The sequence below is a fragment of the Methylobacterium mesophilicum SR1.6/6 genome (assembly GCF_000364445.2).
In the GTDB taxonomy this organism is placed as follows: domain Bacteria; phylum Pseudomonadota; class Alphaproteobacteria; order Rhizobiales; family Beijerinckiaceae; genus Methylobacterium; species Methylobacterium mesophilicum_A.
Genome location: NZ_CP043538.1, coordinates 1,069,020 through 1,087,362, shown reverse-complemented (window position 1 = coordinate 1,087,362; position 18,343 = coordinate 1,069,020). Strand labels below are relative to the sequence as shown.

Genomic DNA, 18,343 nt, shown 5'->3' with positions numbered 1-18,343 from the left:
GGATCAGGCTCCGAACGGGGGACGAGGCCCGTCTAGAGCATGCGGCCGGCCCGAGGGAACAGCAAAGGGAAAGCCGGCGGGGCAACCCGTCCCGGCCGGTCGCGTCAGGGGCAGTAGGGCAGGAGGGAGCGCCCGAACGGATCGTCGACGCCGAGCGGCGGCGTGAAACCGTAGTAGCTCGGGTGCGACAGGCCGTACTCGGAGCCGACATAGCTCGGATCGTCGGGGGCGTTGGTCGGCACCCGTGCCCGCCGGGGCGTGCAGCCCACCGGCACCGGGCGTGTCCGCACGGCGTAGACCGGGCGCCGGTCCATCCCGTCGCTGCGTGGGAAGAAGCGCGGGCTTCCGGCGAGGCCGGGCTCGGCGACACCGCGGACATCGAGATCGGCCGCCGCGCCGGAACCGCCGAGCAGCAGGGCGAGTCCGAGTCCCACCCCTAGGCTCCGTCCCGTCATCCGCATGCCGCACCCGTCACTCTCCGCGCGCCGGACCCTGCGGCAACAGGGTAAACGCGGGCTTACCCGGAGCGGATCAGGTGAGCGGCACGACGAGGGCCTGCAGCGCGGCGACGAGGTCGGCCTCCGTCAGGCGGATCTGCAGCCCCCGGCCGCCGCCGTTGATGTGGATCTCCGCGCCTGGGTCGCCGAGGGAGCCGGCATCGATCGCGGTGGGAAAGGACCGCTTCTGCCCGAGGGGACTGATCCCGCCCACGTGATAGCCCGTCAGCCGCTCGGCCTCGGCGGGCTTGAGCATCGCCGCGCCCTTGCCGGCGAAGGCGGCGGCCACCCGCTTCATCGAGACCTCCCTGTCGGAGGCCACCAGCAGGCAGACGGGACGCCCGTCCACGGCCGCCATCAGGGTCTTCAGCACGCGGTCGGGTGCGACCCCGAGGGCCTCCGCGGCCTGGAGGCCGATGCGCTGGGCGTCCGGGTCGTAATCGTAGGCGTGGAGGCTGCAGCGAATCCCGGCCCGCTCGAGGGCCTGGGTCGCGCGGGTGCTCTTCGGGGCTGTCTTGGCCATGTCCTGTCGAACGGTCGGTCGTGGGTCAGGTCCGGCGATGGTGTCGGCCCCGTCGCGGCGCGCGTCCGCCGGGGGCGTCGGCCGTCACCCGGATCAGGCGCCGGCCGCCCGCGCGGCGATGAGCCGTCCGATCTCGGCATAGGCCGATTCGACGACCTTCGCGGGCGCCGTCGCGCCGGTCATGTACACGGCGGCGATCACGGGGGCACGCCCCGGCGGGCGCAGGATCGCCACGTCGTTGAAGGAGCCGTTGTCGCCGCTGCCGGTCTTGTCGCCGACGGGCCAGTCCTTCGGCAGGCCGGCGCGAAGCCGCTTGAACCCGGTCTGGCTCGCGACCATCCAACCCTCCAGCCGAGCACGCGAGGACGGGGACAGGACGGAGCCGAGCAGGATCCGGCCGAGGGTCGCCTGCATGGCCTCCGGCGTGGTGGTGTCGCGGGAGTCGCCCGGGATGGCCTCGTTCAGGGTCGGCTCTGTGCGGTCGAGCCGGGTCACGGGGTCGCCGAGCCCGCGTAGCCAGGCGGTCTGGCCCGCCGGTCCACCCAGGGGGACGAGGAGCAGGTTCACGGCGGTGTTGTCGCTCCATTCGAGGGCGGCGGCGCAGAGGTCCGAGACGGAGAGCTGTCCGGTCCCGCCGGCCGCCTCCAGCGCCTTCCGGGTCACCGGCGCGTAGCTCAGAAGGTCCTGGGCCCCGTACCGGACGGTCCGGTCGAGGCTCTCCGAGCCGGCATCGACGCGTGCCAGAATGGCCGCGACGGCCAGGACCTTGAAGGTGCTGCAGAGTGGGAAGCGCTCGTCCGCCCGGTGGCGGAGCAACGCCCGCTCGGCCGAATAGGCAGCGACGCCGAGCCGGCCGCCGAGCCGGTGCTCGATGGCGGCGAGATCGGATGCATCCCCCGCGGGGGCTGAGCGTGCCGGCAGGATCAGCGGGGCGGCGAGGAGCGTGCGGCAGAGCGTGCGGCGCGTTGGGTGCATCGTGGGCTCCCTCCTGGTTCGATCGGCCCGCGCCTGGTCTGCGGGTCCGGACCGTCTCGGCGCGCCGCCGGAATGGCGTATAGGACGGCCCGCGTGTTTCACGTGAAACCAGCGCTGAGGCGGAGAGATGGCAGAGCTTGCCCGTGGCCGCGAACCATGACGACATCTGAAACCCTGTTCGCGCCCGCCAGCGGGTTCGGTCGCGCCGCCGTGGCGGTGGTCCGGATCAGTGGGCCGGCCGCCTGGGACGTCCTCGTCGCCTTGAGCGGCGCTGTCCCGGCCGCCCGGCGCCTGTCGCTCCGGACCCTTCGCGACCCGGCGGACGGGACCGAACTCGATCGCGCCCTGGTGGCGTGGTTCCCCGGACCGGAGACCTACAGCGGCGAGGATATGGCCGAGCTGCACCTCCACGGTGGTCCGGCGGTCCGCATGGGGGTTCTGGCGGCGCTGGCGCGCCTGCCGGGCTGCCGCGCCGCCGGCCCGGGCGCCTTCACGCGGCGGGCGGTGCTGAACGGCCGGATGGACCTCGCCGAGGCCGAGGCAGTGGCCGACCTCATCGATGCCGAGACGGAGGGTCAGCGCCGTCAAGCCCTGCGCCAGCTCGACGGCGCCCTCAGCCGTCAGGTTGCCGCCTGGCGGGCGGAGGCGATCGACTGCCTGGCCTCCGCCGAGGCGGCCCTCGATTTCTCCGACGAGGGCGACGTGGACGAGGCCGGGCTGGACGTCGCCCTGTTCGACCGCGCCGCCGCCCTGCGTGACACGATCGTGACGGCGTTGCGCGACGGACGGCGGGGCGAGCGCCTGCGCGACGGCTTCACGGTGGTGCTTGCGGGCGCGCCGAATGCCGGCAAATCGACCCTGCTGAACGCCCTGAGCCGACGGGACGTCGCCATCGTCTCGGAGATCCCCGGTACGACCCGCGACGCGATCGAGGTGCGGCTGGATCTCGCCGGCCTGCCGGTCCTCCTCGTCGATACGGCGGGCCTGCGCGTGACCGATGAGCCGGTGGAGGCCGCCGGTATCCTCCGGACACGCGCCCGGATCGAGGCCGCCGACCTGATCCTGGTGCTGGTGCCACCCGACGGGTCACCGCCCGACCTCGGACCGGTAGTGACCCCGACCCTCACGGTGCACACCAAAGCCGATCTTTTTGCCGGCTCATCATCATTGGGTGCGGGCGGTGCGCTCTGCGTCTCGGCCCGTACGGGCCTGGGTCTCCAGGCCCTGATTGACGCCGTGCAGGCCGAGGCCGAGAACGGTCTCGGCCATGGCGACGCGCTGATCACCCGCGCGCGTCACCGCGCGGCGCTCGAAGCCTGCGTGGAGCACCTCGACCGCATGCTCGCCGGCGCCGGCGGACTGCCGGAGCTCGCCGCCGAGGATCTGCGTCTCGCCGTCCGCGCCCTCGGGGAGGTCGCCGGCCATGTCGGTGTCGAGGACGTGCTCGATCGATTATTTGCCGGCTTCTGTATCGGCAAGTAGGCGGCCGGGCCCGGCCTACGACTGGGGCAGCCGCAGCACCCGCGGGCGCCAGATCCCGAGGGCGACATTCGCCGTGGACACGGCGAGCAGCACCCACAGCGTGCCGCGCTCGCCCTGGAGCGCGGTTGCCAACGCGGCGGGATCGAAGGACCCGGCGAGAGCCTGGGCGCTCTGCTCGGCTTCGCGCTTCATCGGCCCCTGCACGTAGACCAGCCCGCCCTCGAACATCAGGACGCCGGTGGCGAGCTTGATCCAGGCCCAGCCGGCGTTGAGGTAGGCGCGGTTGAGCGCCATGGCGAGCAGGCCGGACATCAGCGTCACCGCGAGCGCCGGCAGGAAGATCCAGGTGGCGACGGCGCCCATCGCGCCGCGCATCGCCGCATACCCGGCCAGCGCCGTCGGCGGCGGCGCGAGGCTCAGCAGGATCACCAGGGACGCCATCGCCCCCAGCAACCCGGCGGACCCCATCGTGTGGAGGAATTTCAGCAGGCGTCGCACGGCATCTCACCAGGGCCGCTTTCGCGCAGCCTAACCTGGGTTGCGCGCGGAGGTAAGCGGAGCGTCCGTCGCAGGGCCTCCGGACGCGTCCCACCCGCGCGGGCGGCCCTCAGCTCCGCAGGCCCGGCGCCTCCTGGCCGGTGCGGGCCACGTACTCGGTGTAGCCGCCGCCGTACTGGTGGATCCCCTCCGGCGTGACCTCCAGCACCCGGTTCGACAGGGCCGCCAGGAAATGCCGGTCGTGGGACACGAACAGCATCGTGCCCTCGTAAGTGGCCAGCGCCTCGATCAGCATCTCCTTGGTGCCCATGTCGAGGTGGTTGGTCGGCTCGTCGAGCACCAGGAAGTTCGGCGGGTCGTAGAGCATCAACGCCATGACCAGCCGGGCCTTCTCGCCGCCCGAGAGCACCCGGCAGCGCTTCTCGACGTCGTCTCCCGAGAAGCCGAAGCAGCCGGCGAGCGCCCGCAGCGATCCCTGCCCGGCCTGCGGGAAGGCCTCCTCCAGGGTCTGGAACACGGTGCGGTCGCCGTCGAGCAGGTCCATGGCGTGCTGCGCGAAGTAGCCGAGCTTGACGCTGCCGCCGACCGTGACCGAGCCGTCGTCGGGGGCCGTGGTGCCGGTCACGAGCTTCAGCAGCGTCGACTTGCCGGCGCCGTTGATCCCCATCACGCACCAGCGCTCCCTGCGCCGGACCGAGAAGTCGAGCCCCTCGTAGATGGTGCGGCTGCCATAGCGCTTGTGGACGCCTTTCAGCATCACGACGTCGTCGCCCGAGCGCGGCGCCGGCTGGAACTCGAAGGCCACCGATTGCCGCCGCCGGGGCGGCTCCACGCGCTCGATCTTGTCGAGCTTCTTCACCCGGCTCTGCACCTGCGCGGCGTGGGAGGCCCGGGCCTTGAACCGCTCGATGAAGGCGATCTCCTTCGCCAGCATCGCCTGCTGGCGCTCGAACTGGGCCTGCTGCTGCGCCTCGTTGAGCTTCCGCTGGCCCTCGTAGAAGGCGTAGTCGCCCGAGTAGGAGGTGAGCGCGCCGCCGTCGATCTCGATGACCTTGGTGACGATGCGGTTCATGAACTCGCGGTCGTGCGAGGTCATCAGCAGGGCGCCGTCATAGCCCTTCAGGAACGATTCGAGCCAGATCAGGCTCTCGATGTCGAGGTGGTTGGACGGCTCGTCGAGGAGCATGACGTCCGGGCGCATCAGCAGGATGCGGGCGAGGGCCACGCGCATCTTCCAGCCGCCCGAGAGCGCGCCGACATCGCCGTCCATCATCTCCTGGCTGAAGCTCAGGCCGTCGAGCACCTCGCGGGCCCGGCCCTCCAGGGCGTAGCCGTCGAGCTCCTCGAACCGGGCCTGGACCTCGCCGTAGCGCTCGACCAGGGCGTCCATCTCGTCGGCGCGGTCCGGATCGGCCAAGGCGGCGCCGAGCTCGGCGAGTTCGGCCGCCACCGCGCTCACCGGGCCGGCCCCGTCCATCACCTCGGTGACGACGCTGCGGCCCGACATCTCGCCGACATCCTGGCTGAAATAGCCGATCGTGATGCCCCGGTCGGCGGCGACCTGCCCCTCGTCGGGCTGCTCCTGGCCGATGATCATCCGGAACAGGGTGGTCTTGCCGGCCCCGTTCGGGCCGACCAGCCCGACCTTCTCGCCCCGCTGCAGGGCGGCCGAGGCCTCGATGAAGACGAGCTGCCGCCCGTTCTGCTTGGTGATCTTGTCGAGGCGTATCATGCGGCGAGCCGTGTCGGGGGATCTGCGGGGCGCTTACGGCATGGATCGAGACGGCGCAAAGACGGGGCGGCCCATGGGCGGCCCTGCAATGCGCGCAACCGTGGCCCTCATCCATGCGTCCTGCGGCTTTTCGGCCCGATTTCGCGGGCTACGTCGTTTCCCTGCCGCACGGACGGACGGCCCGGCCTATATGGTGCCGGGCTTGGCCGTTGCGGTCGCTCTGAGGAACGCGATGTTTTGCGGTTGGTGGACGACGAGCCTCGACATGGCCATGCTCGGCCTGGAGGCCCAGGGCGTGATCGCTCAGCGGATGGCGATGTTCGCCTTCGGCGGCCCGGCCGCGCAGGTCGAGGCGCAGCTGATGGTGACCGAGAAGATCATGGCCGCCAGCGAGGCCGCCCTGATGCTGGCCGCCGGCGCCTCGAACGGCAAGGTGATCCGCAGCTACCGGCGGAAGGTCCAGGCCAACGCGCTGCGGCTGAGCCGGGGGTGAGGCGGTACGCCGTCTTTGCGAGCGCAGCGAAGCAATCCAGTCGGCACCACCATCCGAGAGGTCGCGCTGCCCTGGGTCGCTTCGCTCCGCTCGCAAGGACCGGGTGAGGCTCTCGGAGCGCCTCAGTTCCCCGCTGTCCGGAACGTGTCGCAGGCCTTGGTCTGGCCGCTCTTGTAGCCGGCCGTGAACCAGCGCTGGCGCTGGGCCGAGGAGCCGTGGGTGAAGGAATCCGGCACCACGTAGCCGCGCGAGCGCTGCTGCAGGGCGTCGTCGCCGATCTGCGCGGCGGCGTTGAGCGCCTCGTCGATGTCGCCCTGGTCGAGCTCGGCGTACTTGTCGTTGGAGTTCTTGGCCCAGACGCCCGCGAGGCAGTCGGCCATCAGCTCGATGCGCACCGAGAGGGCGTTCGCCTCGGTCTTGCTGGAGGCCTGCTGCTGCCGCTGCTGGACCTTGCCGAGGATGCCCAGCACGTCCTGGACGTGGTGGCCGACCTCGTGGGCGATGACGTACGCGTACGCGAAGTCGCCCTTCACGCCGAATTTCGAGGCCATCTCCTTGAAGAAGCCCGTGTCCAGATAGACCTTCTTGTCGAGCGGGCAGTAGAACGGGCCCATGGCCGCCTGGGCCGAGCCGCAGCCCGAGCGGGTGCCGCCGGTGTAGAGCACCAGGGTCGTCGGGGTGTACTGCTTGCCGGTCTGCTGCGGCAGGATCTGGCTCCACACATCCTCAGTGTTGCCGAGGATCTTCGACGCGAACCGGCCGCTCTCGTCGGTGGGTGCCTGGCGGCGCTTCGCCTGGGTCTGCGGGTCGGCGGGCTGCTCCTGCTGGCTGTGGCCGCCGCCGATCCGCTCGGCGCCGCCGATCAGGATCGCCGGGTTGATGCCCGTGAAATAGCTGATGATCAGCAGCACCACGATGGTGCCGATGCCGAGCCCGCCGGCGCCGCCGCCGGGAAAGCCCATCCCGCCACCGCCGCCGCCCTCGCCGCGGCGGTCCTCGACGTTGTCGGAGCTGCGTAGATCTTCCCAGCGCATGGTCGGGTCCCGCCATCGATGCTGCGCCGGCCGCCTCGGGCAGGACGCGGTTTGCCGTGCGTCGTCGTGTCCGGACGGCGGCGGACCGCCAGCGGGAACGAAGCTCTAATGGCGGGAGGGGAGACCCGGTTCCGCGATCCGGGTCAAGCTTGCGGTCAAGCTTTCCCGTCCAGCAGCGCGCGCAGGGCGCGGAAGTCCCGCCACGCCAGGCGCTTCTGGACCGGCTGGCGCAGCAGGAAGGCCGGGTGGAGGGTCGCCAGCAGCTTCACCTCGCGGCCGGGCAGCCGGTAGGGAAACAGCCGGCCGCGGGTGCGCAGGATGCCGTCCTTGGTGCCGGTCAGCGTCTGGGTCGCGGGCGCGCCGAGGCACACGATGATGTCCGGGTCGACCAGCTCGATCTGGCGCTCCACGAACGGCCGGCAGACCGCCACCTCCTGGGGGGTCGGGTTGCGGTTCCCCGGGGGCCGCCACGGCACGATGTTGCCGATATACGCGCTGGTCCGGTCGAGCCCGACCGCCTTCATCATCTTGTCGAGGAGCTGGCCCGAGCGGCCCATGAAGGGTTTGCCGATCCGGTCCTCGTCGGCGCCGGGCGCCTCGCCGAGAAACATCACCCGCGCCTCGGGATTGCCGTCGGCGAAGACGAGGTTCTTCGCCGTGAAGCGCAGCGGGCACGCGTCGAAATCCACGAGGATCCGCTCCAGCTCGTCGAGGCTCTTGGCCTGACGCGCCCGGGCGCGGGCATCGCTCGCGGCCTCGTCGGGCTGGGCGCTGGCGGCGCGGCCGAAGGTGCGCGCCGCCGCAGGGGAGGGAGCCGCGAGCGGCGGCGAACCGGGGGCGGCACCAGCGTGTTGGCGACGGCGCTGACGGGCTGCTCGGCGGACCGGGGCGCGGCCCGGCGCTGGGTGCGCAGGGTCGGCGCGGGCGTATCGGTCTCCGTGAAGCGGTCGTGCGGATGCTCGTCGAGCGCCGCGTCGGCACCGGCCTCCACGTGGAAGTCGAGATAGGCGATCAGGTCGGCTTGCGCGTCGGTCGGGCTCGGCATGTGGCTATGCATGTGGGATTGCCGGGACCTGTGGACAACTCAGGGAATCGCGTCGGGTGGCAAGGGCTTGCGTGACCGAACAGCGCGGTGTCTTCCGGCCCCGAGATACCGATCGTCCCACCCTGTCCCCTCATCCTGAGGTGCCGGAGCGCAGCGCAGGCCTCGAAGGAGGGCTCCAGCCAGCCGCGCGATCCCTGGAGCCCTCCTTCGAGGCCCGCTCCGCGGTCACCTCAGGATGAGGGGGTGGGTGGGCGTATCCCGTATCCTCTCCGGTGCGGCAAAGGGAACTTTGCCTTGAGCTTGAGCGTCGGCAACTTGCCTTTCCAGCTTGGAATCGCTTGAGACGGCATCAGCGTTGCCGGTCCGGCGAGACATCGGGGCTGGAACAAAGAAAAGGAGAGGCGAGGATGGCGCTGCCCGAACGCGAGAGCATGGATTTCGACGTGGTCGTGGTCGGCGCCGGCCCGGCCGGGCTCGCCACCGCGATCCGCCTGAAGCAGCGCGCCGCCGAGATCGGCGAGGAGATCTCCGTCGTCGTCGTCGAGAAGGGCTCGGAGGTCGGCGCCCATATCCTGTCGGGGGCGGTGATCGACCCGATCGGCCTCGACCGGCTGCTGCCGGAGTGGCGCACCGACCCGGAGCGGCCGCTCAAGACGGAGGTGCAGCGCGACGAGTTCATGATGCTCACCAAGAACAGCGGCATCACCCTGCCGAACGTGTTCTTCCCCAAGCTCATGTCGAACCACGGCAACTTCGTCGGGTCGCTCTCGAACGTGTGCAAGTACCTGGGCGTCCAGGCCGAGGCGCTCGGCGTCGAGATCTATCCCGGCTTCCCGGCCTCCGAGGTGCTGTTCGACGAAAACGGCGCCGTGGCGGGCATCGCCACGGGCGATCTCGGCATCGGCAAGTCCGGCGATCCGCGCGACGACTACACCCGCGGCATGGAGCTGCGGGGCAAGTACACGGTGTTCGGCGAGGGCGCCCGGGGCAACCTGACCAAGGGGCTCATCCAGCGCTTCGAGCTCAACCGGCACAGCGACCACTTCAAGTACGGGCTCGGCGTGAAGGAGCTGTGGCAGCTCGCCCCGGGCAAGTTCGAGCCGGGGCTGGTGCAGCACACGATGGGCTGGCCGCTGCCCAACAAGGCCGGCGGCGGCTCCTGGCTCTACCATTTCGACGACCACCTGCTCTCGGTCGGCTTCGTCACGCACCTGAACTACGAGAACCCGACCCTGTCGCCGTTCGAGGAGTTCCAGCGCTTCAAGACCCACCCGATGATCGCCGAGACCTTCGAGGGCGCCAAGCGCATCGGCTACGGGGCGCGGGCCATCATGGAGGGCGGCTGGCAATCGGTGCCGAAACTGGTCTTCCCCGGCGGCTGCCTCGTCGGCTGCTCGGCCGGCTTCGTGAACGTGCCGCGGATCAAGGGCTCGCACAACGCGGTGCTGTCCGGCATGCAGGCGGCCGACGCCATCGCGGACGCCCTGAAGGCGGGCCGCGCCGGCGACGAACTCACCGCCTACGAGGCCGGCTGGCGCGACAGCCCGATCGGGCAGGACCTGAAGGCGGTGCGCAACGTCAAGCCGCTCTGGTCCAAGTACGGCACGCTGGTCGGCGTCGGCCTCGGCGGCATCGACATGTGGGCGACCACCATCCTGGGCGCCTCGCCGTTCGGCACGCTCGCGCACGGCAAGCCCGACCACGCCTGCCTGAAGCCGCTCTCCGAGGTGACGCCGATCGTCTACCCGAAGCCCGACGGCAAGCTGACCTTCGACCGGCTGTCCTCGGTCTACCTGTCGAACACCAACCACGAGGAGGACCAGCCACCCCACCTGAAGGTCCGCGACCTGGAGCTGCAGAAGCGCTCCGAGCACGACATCTTCGGCGGCCCTTCCGGCCGCTACTGCCCGGCGGGCGTCTACGAGTGGGTGGAGGACGCGTCCGCGAGCGACGGCGTGCGCTACCAGATCAACGCGCAGAACTGCGTCCACTGCAAGACCTGCGACATCAAGGATCCGAACGAGAACATCGATTGGGTGACGCCGGAGGGTCCGGGCGGGCCGAACTATCCGAACATGTGAGGATCGCCCCCGGCCGAGGAGCCGGAGCATCTGTCTTTGCGAGCGCAGCGAAGCGATCCAGCGGCGTCACGCCTTTCGCGGTGGCGCCGCCCTGGGTCGCGTCGCCGCGCTCGCGATGACGGGAACGCGGACGACGCGCTCCGCGGCCCCGACGCCATCCTTTCGCCTTGCGGGGCTGGCGGGATGGGTTCAGTGTCCCCAACGTTTTTTCGGGGACGCCCCGCCATTCTCGCGCCCGACCCCCGTGACGGGCCGGCGCCCAGGAGCCGCGATCGGTTCATGATGACATTCCGCGCCCGCCGGAGCGTTTCGGCGCTCGCCCTGCTGCTCGCCGCCGGCTTGCCGCAGACCGTCCTGGCCGCGCAGCCGAAGGAATCGACCCCGGTGCTCGATTACGAGCCCGCGGATTCGCTGGAGGGCAACTTCCTCTCGGCCTACATCGCGGGCGCGTCCCGGGACACCGCGGCGGCCGCCACCTTCTACCGCGAGGCCGTGAAGGCCGACCCGCGCAACGCGGAACTCGTCGAGCGCGCCTTCATCTCGCTGCTCGCCGACGGCGCCCTGCCGGACGCGTTCCGCACCGCCGAGAAGCTGATCGCCCGCGATCCGACCAACGGTCTCGCCAACCTCTCCCTCGGGGTGCGCCAGATCAAGGCCGGCCAGTGGGCCGCCGCCCGCCAGAATTTTTCGCGGAGTGGCCGGGGCGCGGCGACCGACCTCACCGCCACGCTGCTGACCGCCTGGTCGTACGCGGGCGCCGGTGACGGCAAGAAGGCGCTGGAGACGGTCAACAAGCTCCGGGGCGAGCGCTACTACAACACGTTCCGCGACTATCACGCCGGCCTGATCGCCTCGGTGACCGGCGACAACGCCGAGGCCGAGCGGCGCCTGAAGGCCGCCTACGAGGCCGACCGCAACACGCTGCGCATCGTCGACGCCTATGCCCGGATGGAGGCGAGCCTCGGCCGCACCGATCTGGCGATCCAGGCCTATTCCGACTTCGACCAGCTCTCGCCCCGCCACCCGCTGGTGCGCGACGCCCTCGACAAGCTCAAGGACGGCAAGCCCCTCGGGCGGCTGATCACCACCGCGCAGGAAGGCGCCGCCGAGGTGCTGTACGGGCTGGGCTCCGCGGGCTCGACGCAGGGCGACGAGCTGCCCGCCGTCATCTACCTGCGTCTGGCCCTCTACCTCGCCCCCGACCACGCGCTCGCCCGGCTGACGCTCGCCGACACCCTCGACCGGATGAAGCAGCCGGAGCGCGCCAACGAGGCCTACGCGCAGATCCCGGCCAATTCCCCGCTCAAGCTCAACGCCGACATCCAGGTCGGCCTGAACCTGGAGCAGATGGGCAAGGGCGACGAGGCGCTGGAGCACCTCGACGCCACCATGAAGGCGCATCCCGACGACATCGACGTCATCACGGCGCTCGGCAACGTCCAGCGCGCCCGCAAGAAGTACGAGGAGGCGGCGGCCACCTACACCCGCGCCATCGGCCTGATCGGCGACCGGCCCCAGGCCAATTACTGGACGACCTACTATTTCCGCGGCACCGCCTACGAGCGCGCCAAGCAGTGGCCGAAGGCGGAGGCCGACCTGAAGAAGGCCCTGTCCCTGGTGCCGGCCAACCAGCCGGCCGCCAAGGCCCAGGTGATGAACTATCTCGGCTATTCCTGGGTCGACCAGAACACCAACATCGACGAGGCGTTCAAGCTGCTGCAGCAGGCGGCCGACGCGAGCCCCCGGGACGGCATGATCGTGGACAGCCTCGGCTGGGCGTATTTCCGCCTCGGCCGCTGGGACGACGCGGTGCGCGAACTGGAGAAGGCGGTCGAGCTGAAGCCGGGCGATCCGACCATCAACGATCACCTGGGCGACGCCTACTGGCGCTCCGGCCGGCGCCTGGAGGGCAAGTTCCAGTGGCAGCACGCCAAGGACCTGAACCCCGAGCCGGACGACCTCGCGCAGATCAACGCGAAGCTGAAGGACGGCCTGCCCGACATCGAGAAGCCGACCGCCACCGCCGAGACCGCGCCGGCGCCGGTGGCCGCCCCGCACAACCCGGAGAACCCGGAACTGCCCAAGGGCGCGCCGCAGCCGCACGAGGCGCCGGGCGCCGCCGACAAGGCCAAGAAGTCGGGGGGCTGATCCGACGCCCACCGGCGCCCGTCATCGCGAGCGCAGCGAAGCGACCCAGGGCGGCGCGACGTCGGTCGGCGTGGCGCTGCTAGATTTCTTCGCTTCGCTCGCAAAGACGGCTGGGCGTGCCCGCTTTCCGGGTCGACAAGAGTATTTTGTCCGCTCCCTCATAAAAATCGACGCGCTTTTCCCGACCGTTTGACGCACAGTGCGCAGCCGTTCGCGGGCGGTCGCCCGCGCGACCGGATATCCGCACGGCAAGAGCCGGCGGCGGGCCACGAGCCCGCGATTCAGGGAGGAACGCCCATGCCGTCAGATATCGAGATCGCCCGCGCCGCGACCCTGAAGCCGATCGGGCAGGTCGCCGAGCGGCTCGGCATCCCGGATGACGCGCTCCACAATTACGGCAAGCACATCGCCAAGATCGACCACGGCTACATCGCCGGGCTGGAGAGCCGGAAGCCCGGCAAGCTCGTGCTGGTGACGGCGATCTCCCCGACGCCGGCGGGCGAGGGCAAGACCACCACCACGGTCGGCCTCGGCGACGCCCTGAACCGCATCGGCGAGAAGACCATGATCTGCCTGCGCGAGCCCTCGCTCGGGCCGTGCTTCGGCATGAAGGGCGGCGCCGCCGGCGGCGGCAAGGCGCAGGTCGTGCCGATGGAGCAGATCAACCTGCACTTCACCGGCGACTTCCACGCCATCACGTCGGCCCACAGCCTCGCGGCCGCGCTGATCGACAATCACGTCTACTGGGCGAACGAGCTCAACATCGACGTGCGCCGGATCCACTGGCGCCGCGTCGTCGACATGAACGACCGGGCCCTGCGCGCGATCAACCAGTCGCTCGGCGGCGTCGCCAACGGCTTCCCCCGGGAGGACGGGTTCGACATCACGGTCGCCTCCGAGGTGATGGCGGTGTTCTGCCTCGCCAAGGACTTGGCCGACCTGGAGGAGCGCCTCGGCCGGATCGTCATCGCCGAGACCCGCGACCGCAAGCTCGTCACCCTCAAGGACGTGAAGGCCACCGGCGCCATGACGGTGCTGCTCAAGGACGCCCTGCAGCCGAACCTCGTGCAGACGCTCGAAGGCAACCCGGCGCTGATCCACGGCGGCCCCTTCGCCAACATCGCCCATGGCTGCAACTCGGTGATCGCCACGCGGGCCGGCCTGCGGCTCGCCGACTACACGGTGACGGAGGCCGGCTTCGGCGCCGATCTGGGTGCGGAGAAGTTTCTGGACATCAAGTGCCGGCAGGCGGGCCTGACCCCGTCGGCCGTGGTGGTCGTGGCCACGATCCGCGCCCTCAAGATGCACGGTGGCGTCGATAAGAAGAACCTCGGGGGCGAGAACATCGAGGCCCTGGAGAAGGGCTTTGCGAATCTCGCCCGGCACGTGACCAACCTGCGCGGCTTCGGCCTGCCGGTGGTGGTCGGCGTCAACCACTTCCATGCCGACACCGACGCCGAGCACGCCAAGCTGAAGGAGCTGTGCCGCGAGCGGCTCGACGTGGAGGCGATCACCTGCCGCCACTGGGCCGAGGGCGGGGCCGGCGCCGAGGAACTCGCCCGCGCGGTGGTGAAGCTCAGCCAGGCCGAGCCGGCGCCGATCCGCCACGCCTACGAGACGGAGACGCGCCTGACCGACAAGATCCGGGCGATCGCCACCAAGCTCTACGGCGCCGCCGACATCCAGATCGAGACCAAGGCGGCCGGCAAGCTCGCGACCTTCGAGAAGGACGGCTACGGCAATCTGCCGATCTGCATGGCCAAGACCCAGTACTCGTTCTCCACCGACCCGACCCTGATGGGGGCGCCGGAGGGCCACATCGTCGGCGTGCGCGACGTCCGGCTGTCGGCCGGCGCGGGCTTCGTGGTGGTGATCTGCGGGGAGATCATGACCATGCCGGGCCTGCCGCGCGTGCCGGCCGCCGACACGATCCGGCTGGACGCCAACGGCCAGATCGACGGGCTGTTCTGAGGGGCGGCCGCCCCGGGGCGGGCTCGCGGAGATCCCTGGTCCTGCGCGGTCAGGGGCCCGAGCCCGTCCACTTTCCCTCCCTCTCGGCCCGCCGCGCCAGCATCTTGGCCTGCAGGCGGCTGCGGCGGGCGGCGATCACCGTGCCGTTGATCTCGCCGCCGAACAGGAACATGGCGGCGAGCCAGTAGAGGAACACCAGGAACACCATCGCGGTGGCCAGACCCCCGTAGGTCGACGCGTAGGCGTTCGAGAACCGGTCGAGGTAGTAACCGAAGCCGAGGCCCGCGAAGAACCACAGCACCAGCGTCACCCCGATCCCCGGCAGCACCGACAGGATCGAGCGGCGCCCGGCGGCGACGAACTTGTGGGCGATCACCAGGACGACGGCGAGGAGCAGAGCCGTGATGGCGATGCGCCCGATCGCCACCGTGAGGCTCAGGGGCTCCAGTCCCGGCGCCACCAGCACGACGTTGCGCCAGATCAGCGGCCCCAGCACCACCAGCAGCGCGAAGGCCAGCATGGCGAAGGCGCCGCAGATGACGTAGCCGATCGATTCGAGCCGGGTCAGCCACCAGGGCCGGCTCTCGCGCAAGCCGTAGGCCCGGTTCAGGCCGACCCGCAGGCTCTCGACCCCCGAGGAGGAGAAGTACAGGGCAAACAGCGCGCCCAGCGTCAGCACGCCGCTGCGCTGCTCGGTGAGCACCCGGTGCACCTCGCCGACGATCGGCTTGGCGATCTCGCGGGGCCACGCGTCGAAGATCAGCACGCCGGCCTCGTCGGCCAGCGACTGCGTGCCGAACAGGCCGGCGAGCGCCGCCAGCAGGATCAGGAACGGGAACAGCGACGTCAGGGTCGAGAGCGCGATGTGGCTCGCGATCGCCCAGCCGTCGTGGGAGACGAAGCGCTGCGCGGCGAGGCCGGCGACCTGAAGTCCACTGCGGAGGGGATTCACGGGTGGTCAACGATCCTCGTGACGAAGCGGCTCGCCGATGAACGGCGCCGGGACCCGCCCGTCAACGCCGCCGGCCCGATCCGGTCCCGATCGGGTTTTGATCGCCGGCCAGTGACGCGCCGGCGCCACGCCGGGCGCCTGCCGCCCTGGCCGGCCGGCCGGAGGGCCTGATCGCCGTTGCGACTCGCCGGTCCGATGCTCCTTAGATACCGCCATGCCTGACCCCGCCCGCCCGCCGAGCCTCGCGTCCAGCGCCCTGCCGGCGCTGTTCATCCCGATCTGGGCGACCGGCTTCATCTCCGCCCGGGCGGTGGTGCCGCACGCGGACCCGCTGGCCTTCACGGCCGTCCGCTTCACCGCCGTCGCCCTGGTGCTGGCCGGCATCGCCACGGCCTCCCGGGTGCGCTGGCCCGGGGACCGGGCGGGCTGGCGCGACCCCGTCATCGCGGGCTTCCTGATGCAGGGCGTCTACCTGTCGGGGGTGTTCTGGGCGGTGAGCCACGGGCTGCCGGCCGGCATCGCGGCCCTCGTCGGCAGCCTCCAGCCGCTGCTGACCGCGCTGCTGGCGCGGCCGCTGCTGGGCGAGCGCGTCAGCGGGCGGCGGGCGCTCGGCATCCTCCTGGGCTTTGCCGGCACGGCCCTCGTCCTCGCCCCGAAGCTCGGCGCCACGGACCCGTCCGGGATCCCGCCGGAAGCGCTCGCAATCAGCCTCCTGGCGGTGCTCGCCCTGACGTTCGGCACCCTCTGGCAGAAGCGCACCGGCGGCCGGGGCGACCTGCTGGCCGGCGCGACGCTGCAATTCGTCGGCGGCATGGCCTGCGCGATCCCGCTGGCGCTGGCCTTCGGCAGCACGGCCTACGACCCGGCCCCCGCCCTGTGGCTCGGTCTCGCCTGGGCGGTGCTGGTCAACTCGGTGGCGGGGATCCTGCTGCTGCTGGTGCTGATCCGGCGGGGGGCGGTGGCGGGCGTCGCCGCGCTGTTCTTCCTCGTGCCGCCGGTGGCGGCCCTCCTCGGCTACCAGCTGTTCGGCGAGGTTCTGACGCCGGTGCAGGGCGCCGGCATGGCGCTCGCCGCCCTCGGCGTGGCCGTCGCCAGCCGGGGCTGAGCCGCGGCGGCGCGGCGCCGGCCTTGCGACCGAAGGCCCGGAAACCCTTCCGGTCCTCGCGGTTTGGTGCGCGCGGGCCGCGACGGTCCGGGCCGGCAGCGGGCGAGGCGATCATGAATCAGGATAAGCCCCGCGAGGTCCGCCTCGCCCTCGACGCCATCCCGCTCGGCGGCAAAGCCGAGGGCAAGGCCGGCGAGGAGGCGGTGCTGTTCGTGCGCGATGCGGACGGCGTGCGCGCCTTCCAGGCCAAGTGCCCGCATCTCGGCGCCCCCCTCGCCAAGGGCGAGATCTGCGGCGGCCGGCTGTACTGCCCCTGGCACAAGGCGGCGTTCTCCCTGGCCGACGGTGCCCTGGAGGAGCCTCCGGCCCTCGCGGCGCTCACCCGCTACCCCGTCCGGATCGAGGGCGGCGAGGCGGTGGCCACGCTCGCCCCCGAGCCCGCTCCGGCCAGGCGCGCCGAGACGCCCGTCGGCCATGTCCTGATCGTCGGCACCGGCGCGGCGGCGGTCGCCTGCGTCACCACGCTCCGGCGCGAGGGCTACTCCGGCGCCATCACCATGGTCGGCCGCGAGGCGCACCCGCCCTACGACCGGACCAAGCTGTCCAAGCAGTTCCTCGCCAAGCCGACCCCGCCGGAAAAGACCCTGCTGGAGCCGGATTTCTCCACCGCCCACCGGGTGGAGCGGCTCAAGGCCGAAGCGAGCCGGATCGACCCGGCCGCCCGCAGCGTGACCCTGGCGGACGGACGGGTGCTCACCGGCGACGCCCTGCTGATCGCCACCGGCAGCCGTGCCGTGGTGCCGGATTTCGAAGGGGCCCGCCTCGACGGCGTGATGACCCTGCGCAGCCTCGACGACGCGGTCCGGCTCAGCGAGGCGGCGGGCGCGGCCGAACGGGTGGTGGTGATCGGCGCGGGCTTCATCGGCCTGGAGGCCGCCGCCTTCCTGACCAAGCGCGGCCTGTCGGTGACGGTCCTGTCCCGCGAGGAGATCCCCTTCGCCAAGCGCTTCGGCGAGGCCGTGGGCGCGGCCTTGAAGCGCTACCATGCCGGCACCGGCGTGACCTTCGTCACCGGCGCGGTCGCGCGGATCGCCGGCACCGGCTCCGTCGCGGCGGTCGAGACCGCGGACGGCACCCGGCTGCCGGCCGACCTCGTGCTGATCGGCGCCGGCGCCGCGCCGGAGACCGGGATCGTGGCGGGCGTCGAGCCTGACGAGCACGGCGGCCTCCCGGTGGGCGCCGACCTGAAGCTCGCCGACAATGTCTGGGTCGCGGGCGACATCGCGGCCTTTCCCGAGCGCGGCAGCGGCGTCACGGCCCGGATCGAGCACTGGCGGCTGGCGCAGCAGCACGGGACGCACGCGGCCCGGGCGATCCTGGGCGCAACCGGCGGCTTTTCCGGCGCGCCGTTCTTCTGGAGCAACCAGGGGGACAAGCGACTCGATTACGGCGGCTACGCGCCGGGTTTCGAGCGGATCATCCTGCAGGGCGACCCGGAGGCGCTGGACTTCATCGCCTACTACGTCCGCGAGAACCGGGCGGTGGCCGCCTGCAGCATCGGGCGCAACCCGGCCTTCACGGCCTTCCTGCACCTGCTGGGCGAGGACCGGGTGCCGAGCCCTGACGCGATCGAGTCGGGCGCCGATCTCGCCGCGCTGGTGTGACGCACGCCGTCATCGCGTGCAGCGGAGCGACCCGGAGATGCGCGACGCTTCCGAGCGCAGCGCTGCCCTGGCTCGCTGCCCTCCGGTCGCAAAGACGCAGTCTCCGGGCCGATGGAACCAGGCCCAGGACTTCCATCTTTCGG

Annotated in this window: 15 protein-coding genes; 7 read left to right on the top strand and 8 right to left on the bottom strand. The window is 71.3% G+C overall.

Translation table 11 applies throughout. The annotated features are described in order from the left end of the window. Positions 1–104: 104 nt before the first annotated feature. The 3 genes from MMSR116_RS04960 to bla all read right to left on the bottom strand — a co-directional run bounded on the left by MMSR116_RS04960 (position 105) and on the right by bla (position 1,995). Complete coding sequence (locus MMSR116_RS04960) at positions 105–461, bottom strand: hypothetical protein (RefSeq protein WP_085988040.1); 357 nt, start codon at positions 459–461, stop codon at positions 105–107. Between the two features lie 70 nt (positions 462–531). Beyond that, positions 532–1,020, bottom strand: a complete 489-nt coding sequence (locus tag MMSR116_RS04955) for a YbaK/EbsC family protein (protein WP_010685149.1) — start codon at positions 1,018–1,020, stop codon at positions 532–534. Between the two features lie 93 nt (positions 1,021–1,113). Continuing rightward, positions 1,114–1,995, bottom strand: a complete 882-nt coding sequence (gene bla / locus MMSR116_RS04950) for a class A beta-lactamase (RefSeq protein WP_010685148.1) — start codon at positions 1,993–1,995, stop codon at positions 1,114–1,116. A gap of 156 nt (positions 1,996–2,151) precedes the next feature. Between bla and mnmE the strand changes: the two genes are divergently transcribed. Continuing rightward, positions 2,152–3,477: a tRNA uridine-5-carboxymethylaminomethyl(34) synthesis GTPase MnmE gene (mnmE, locus tag MMSR116_RS04945; RefSeq protein WP_010685147.1), complete on the top strand. Its 1,326-nt coding sequence runs from the start codon at positions 2,152–2,154 to the stop codon at positions 3,475–3,477. A gap of 15 nt (positions 3,478–3,492) precedes the next feature. Here mnmE and MMSR116_RS04940 read toward each other — a convergent pair whose 3' ends face one another. Together MMSR116_RS04940 and MMSR116_RS04935 are read right to left on the bottom strand one after the other, a co-directional pair. Next, positions 3,493–3,975 (bottom strand): hypothetical protein, encoded by a 483-nt coding sequence (locus MMSR116_RS04940; RefSeq protein WP_039893852.1) that lies wholly within the window; start codon positions 3,973–3,975, stop codon positions 3,493–3,495. A gap of 109 nt (positions 3,976–4,084) precedes the next feature. After that, the gene (locus MMSR116_RS04935) at positions 4,085–5,707 is read right to left on the bottom strand and encodes an ABC-F family ATP-binding cassette domain-containing protein (protein ID WP_010685145.1); all 1,623 of its coding nucleotides are present in this window, start codon (positions 5,705–5,707) and stop codon (positions 4,085–4,087) included. Positions 5,708–5,939: 232 nt separating this feature from the next. On the opposite strand from MMSR116_RS04935, the gene MMSR116_RS04930 reads away from it, so the two are divergent. Next, on the top strand, positions 5,940–6,200 hold the full coding sequence (locus MMSR116_RS04930; RefSeq protein ID WP_039893851.1) for a hypothetical protein: 261 nt from the start codon (positions 5,940–5,942) through the stop codon (positions 6,198–6,200). Between the two features lie 122 nt (positions 6,201–6,322). On the opposite strand, the gene ypfJ is transcribed toward MMSR116_RS04930, so the two are convergent. Both ypfJ and MMSR116_RS31725 read right to left on the bottom strand, forming a co-directional pair. Beyond that, a complete protein-coding gene (ypfJ, locus tag MMSR116_RS04925) occupies positions 6,323–7,234 on the bottom strand; it encodes a KPN_02809 family neutral zinc metallopeptidase (RefSeq protein ID WP_010685143.1) in 912 nt (303 codons plus the stop codon). Between the two features lie 155 nt (positions 7,235–7,389). Continuing rightward, entirely contained in the window at positions 7,390–7,923 is a 534-nt protein-coding gene (locus tag MMSR116_RS31725) for a uracil-DNA glycosylase (RefSeq protein WP_244625602.1), read from the bottom strand. A gap of 763 nt (positions 7,924–8,686) precedes the next feature. On the opposite strand from MMSR116_RS31725, the gene MMSR116_RS04915 reads away from it, so the two are divergent. The 3 genes from MMSR116_RS04915 (at position 8,687) to MMSR116_RS04905 (ending at position 14,479) form a co-directional block, all read left to right on the top strand. Then, positions 8,687–10,360: an electron transfer flavoprotein-ubiquinone oxidoreductase gene (locus tag MMSR116_RS04915; RefSeq protein WP_010685141.1), complete on the top strand. Its 1,674-nt coding sequence runs from the start codon at positions 8,687–8,689 to the stop codon at positions 10,358–10,360. A gap of 279 nt (positions 10,361–10,639) precedes the next feature. Beyond that, positions 10,640–12,508 carry a tetratricopeptide repeat protein gene (locus MMSR116_RS04910; RefSeq protein ID WP_039893846.1) on the top strand — a complete coding sequence of 623 codons (1,869 nt, stop codon included), beginning with the start codon at positions 10,640–10,642 and terminating at the stop codon, positions 12,506–12,508. 297 nt (positions 12,509–12,805) lie between these two features. Next, the gene (locus MMSR116_RS04905; protein WP_010685139.1) at positions 12,806–14,479 is read left to right on the top strand and encodes a formate--tetrahydrofolate ligase; all 1,674 of its coding nucleotides are present in this window, start codon (positions 12,806–12,808) and stop codon (positions 14,477–14,479) included. Between the two features lie 49 nt (positions 14,480–14,528). Here MMSR116_RS04905 and MMSR116_RS04900 read toward each other — a convergent pair whose 3' ends face one another. Then, on the bottom strand, positions 14,529–15,431 hold the full coding sequence (locus tag MMSR116_RS04900; RefSeq protein WP_010685138.1) for a YihY/virulence factor BrkB family protein: 903 nt from the start codon (positions 15,429–15,431) through the stop codon (positions 14,529–14,531). 214 nt (positions 15,432–15,645) lie between these two features. Between MMSR116_RS04900 and MMSR116_RS04895 the strand changes: the two genes are divergently transcribed. Continuing rightward, the gene (locus MMSR116_RS04895; RefSeq protein WP_010685137.1) at positions 15,646–16,536 is read left to right on the top strand and encodes a DMT family transporter; all 891 of its coding nucleotides are present in this window, start codon (positions 15,646–15,648) and stop codon (positions 16,534–16,536) included. A 113-nt stretch (positions 16,537–16,649) separates the two neighbouring features. Continuing rightward, positions 16,650–18,200, top strand: a complete 1,551-nt coding sequence (locus MMSR116_RS04890) for an FAD-dependent oxidoreductase (protein ID WP_010685136.1) — start codon at positions 16,650–16,652, stop codon at positions 18,198–18,200. The last annotated feature ends 143 nt before the right edge of the window (positions 18,201–18,343 follow it).

Coding starts and splice junctions, on each gene's coding strand:
- MMSR116_RS04960 (WP_085988040.1), bottom strand. CDS start 461: ATGCGGATGACGGGACGGAGCCTAGGGGTGGGACTCGGACTCGCCCTG.
- MMSR116_RS04955 (WP_010685149.1), bottom strand. CDS start 1,020: ATGGCCAAGACAGCCCCGAAGAGCACCCGCGCGACCCAGGCCCTCGAG.
- bla (WP_010685148.1), bottom strand. CDS start 1,995: ATGCACCCAACGCGCCGCACGCTCTGCCGCACGCTCCTCGCCGCCCCG.
- mnmE (WP_010685147.1), top strand. CDS start 2,152: ATGACGACATCTGAAACCCTGTTCGCGCCCGCCAGCGGGTTCGGTCGC.
- MMSR116_RS04935 (WP_010685145.1), bottom strand. CDS start 5,707: ATGATACGCCTCGACAAGATCACCAAGCAGAACGGGCGGCAGCTCGTC.
- MMSR116_RS04930 (WP_039893851.1), top strand. CDS start 5,940: ATGTTTTGCGGTTGGTGGACGACGAGCCTCGACATGGCCATGCTCGGC.
- ypfJ (WP_010685143.1), bottom strand. CDS start 7,234: ATGCGCTGGGAAGATCTACGCAGCTCCGACAACGTCGAGGACCGCCGC.
- MMSR116_RS04915 (WP_010685141.1), top strand. CDS start 8,687: ATGGCGCTGCCCGAACGCGAGAGCATGGATTTCGACGTGGTCGTGGTC.
- MMSR116_RS04910 (WP_039893846.1), top strand. CDS start 10,640: ATGATGACATTCCGCGCCCGCCGGAGCGTTTCGGCGCTCGCCCTGCTG.
- MMSR116_RS04905 (WP_010685139.1), top strand. CDS start 12,806: ATGCCGTCAGATATCGAGATCGCCCGCGCCGCGACCCTGAAGCCGATC.
- MMSR116_RS04895 (WP_010685137.1), top strand. CDS start 15,646: ATGCCTGACCCCGCCCGCCCGCCGAGCCTCGCGTCCAGCGCCCTGCCG.
- MMSR116_RS04890 (WP_010685136.1), top strand. CDS start 16,650: ATGAATCAGGATAAGCCCCGCGAGGTCCGCCTCGCCCTCGACGCCATC.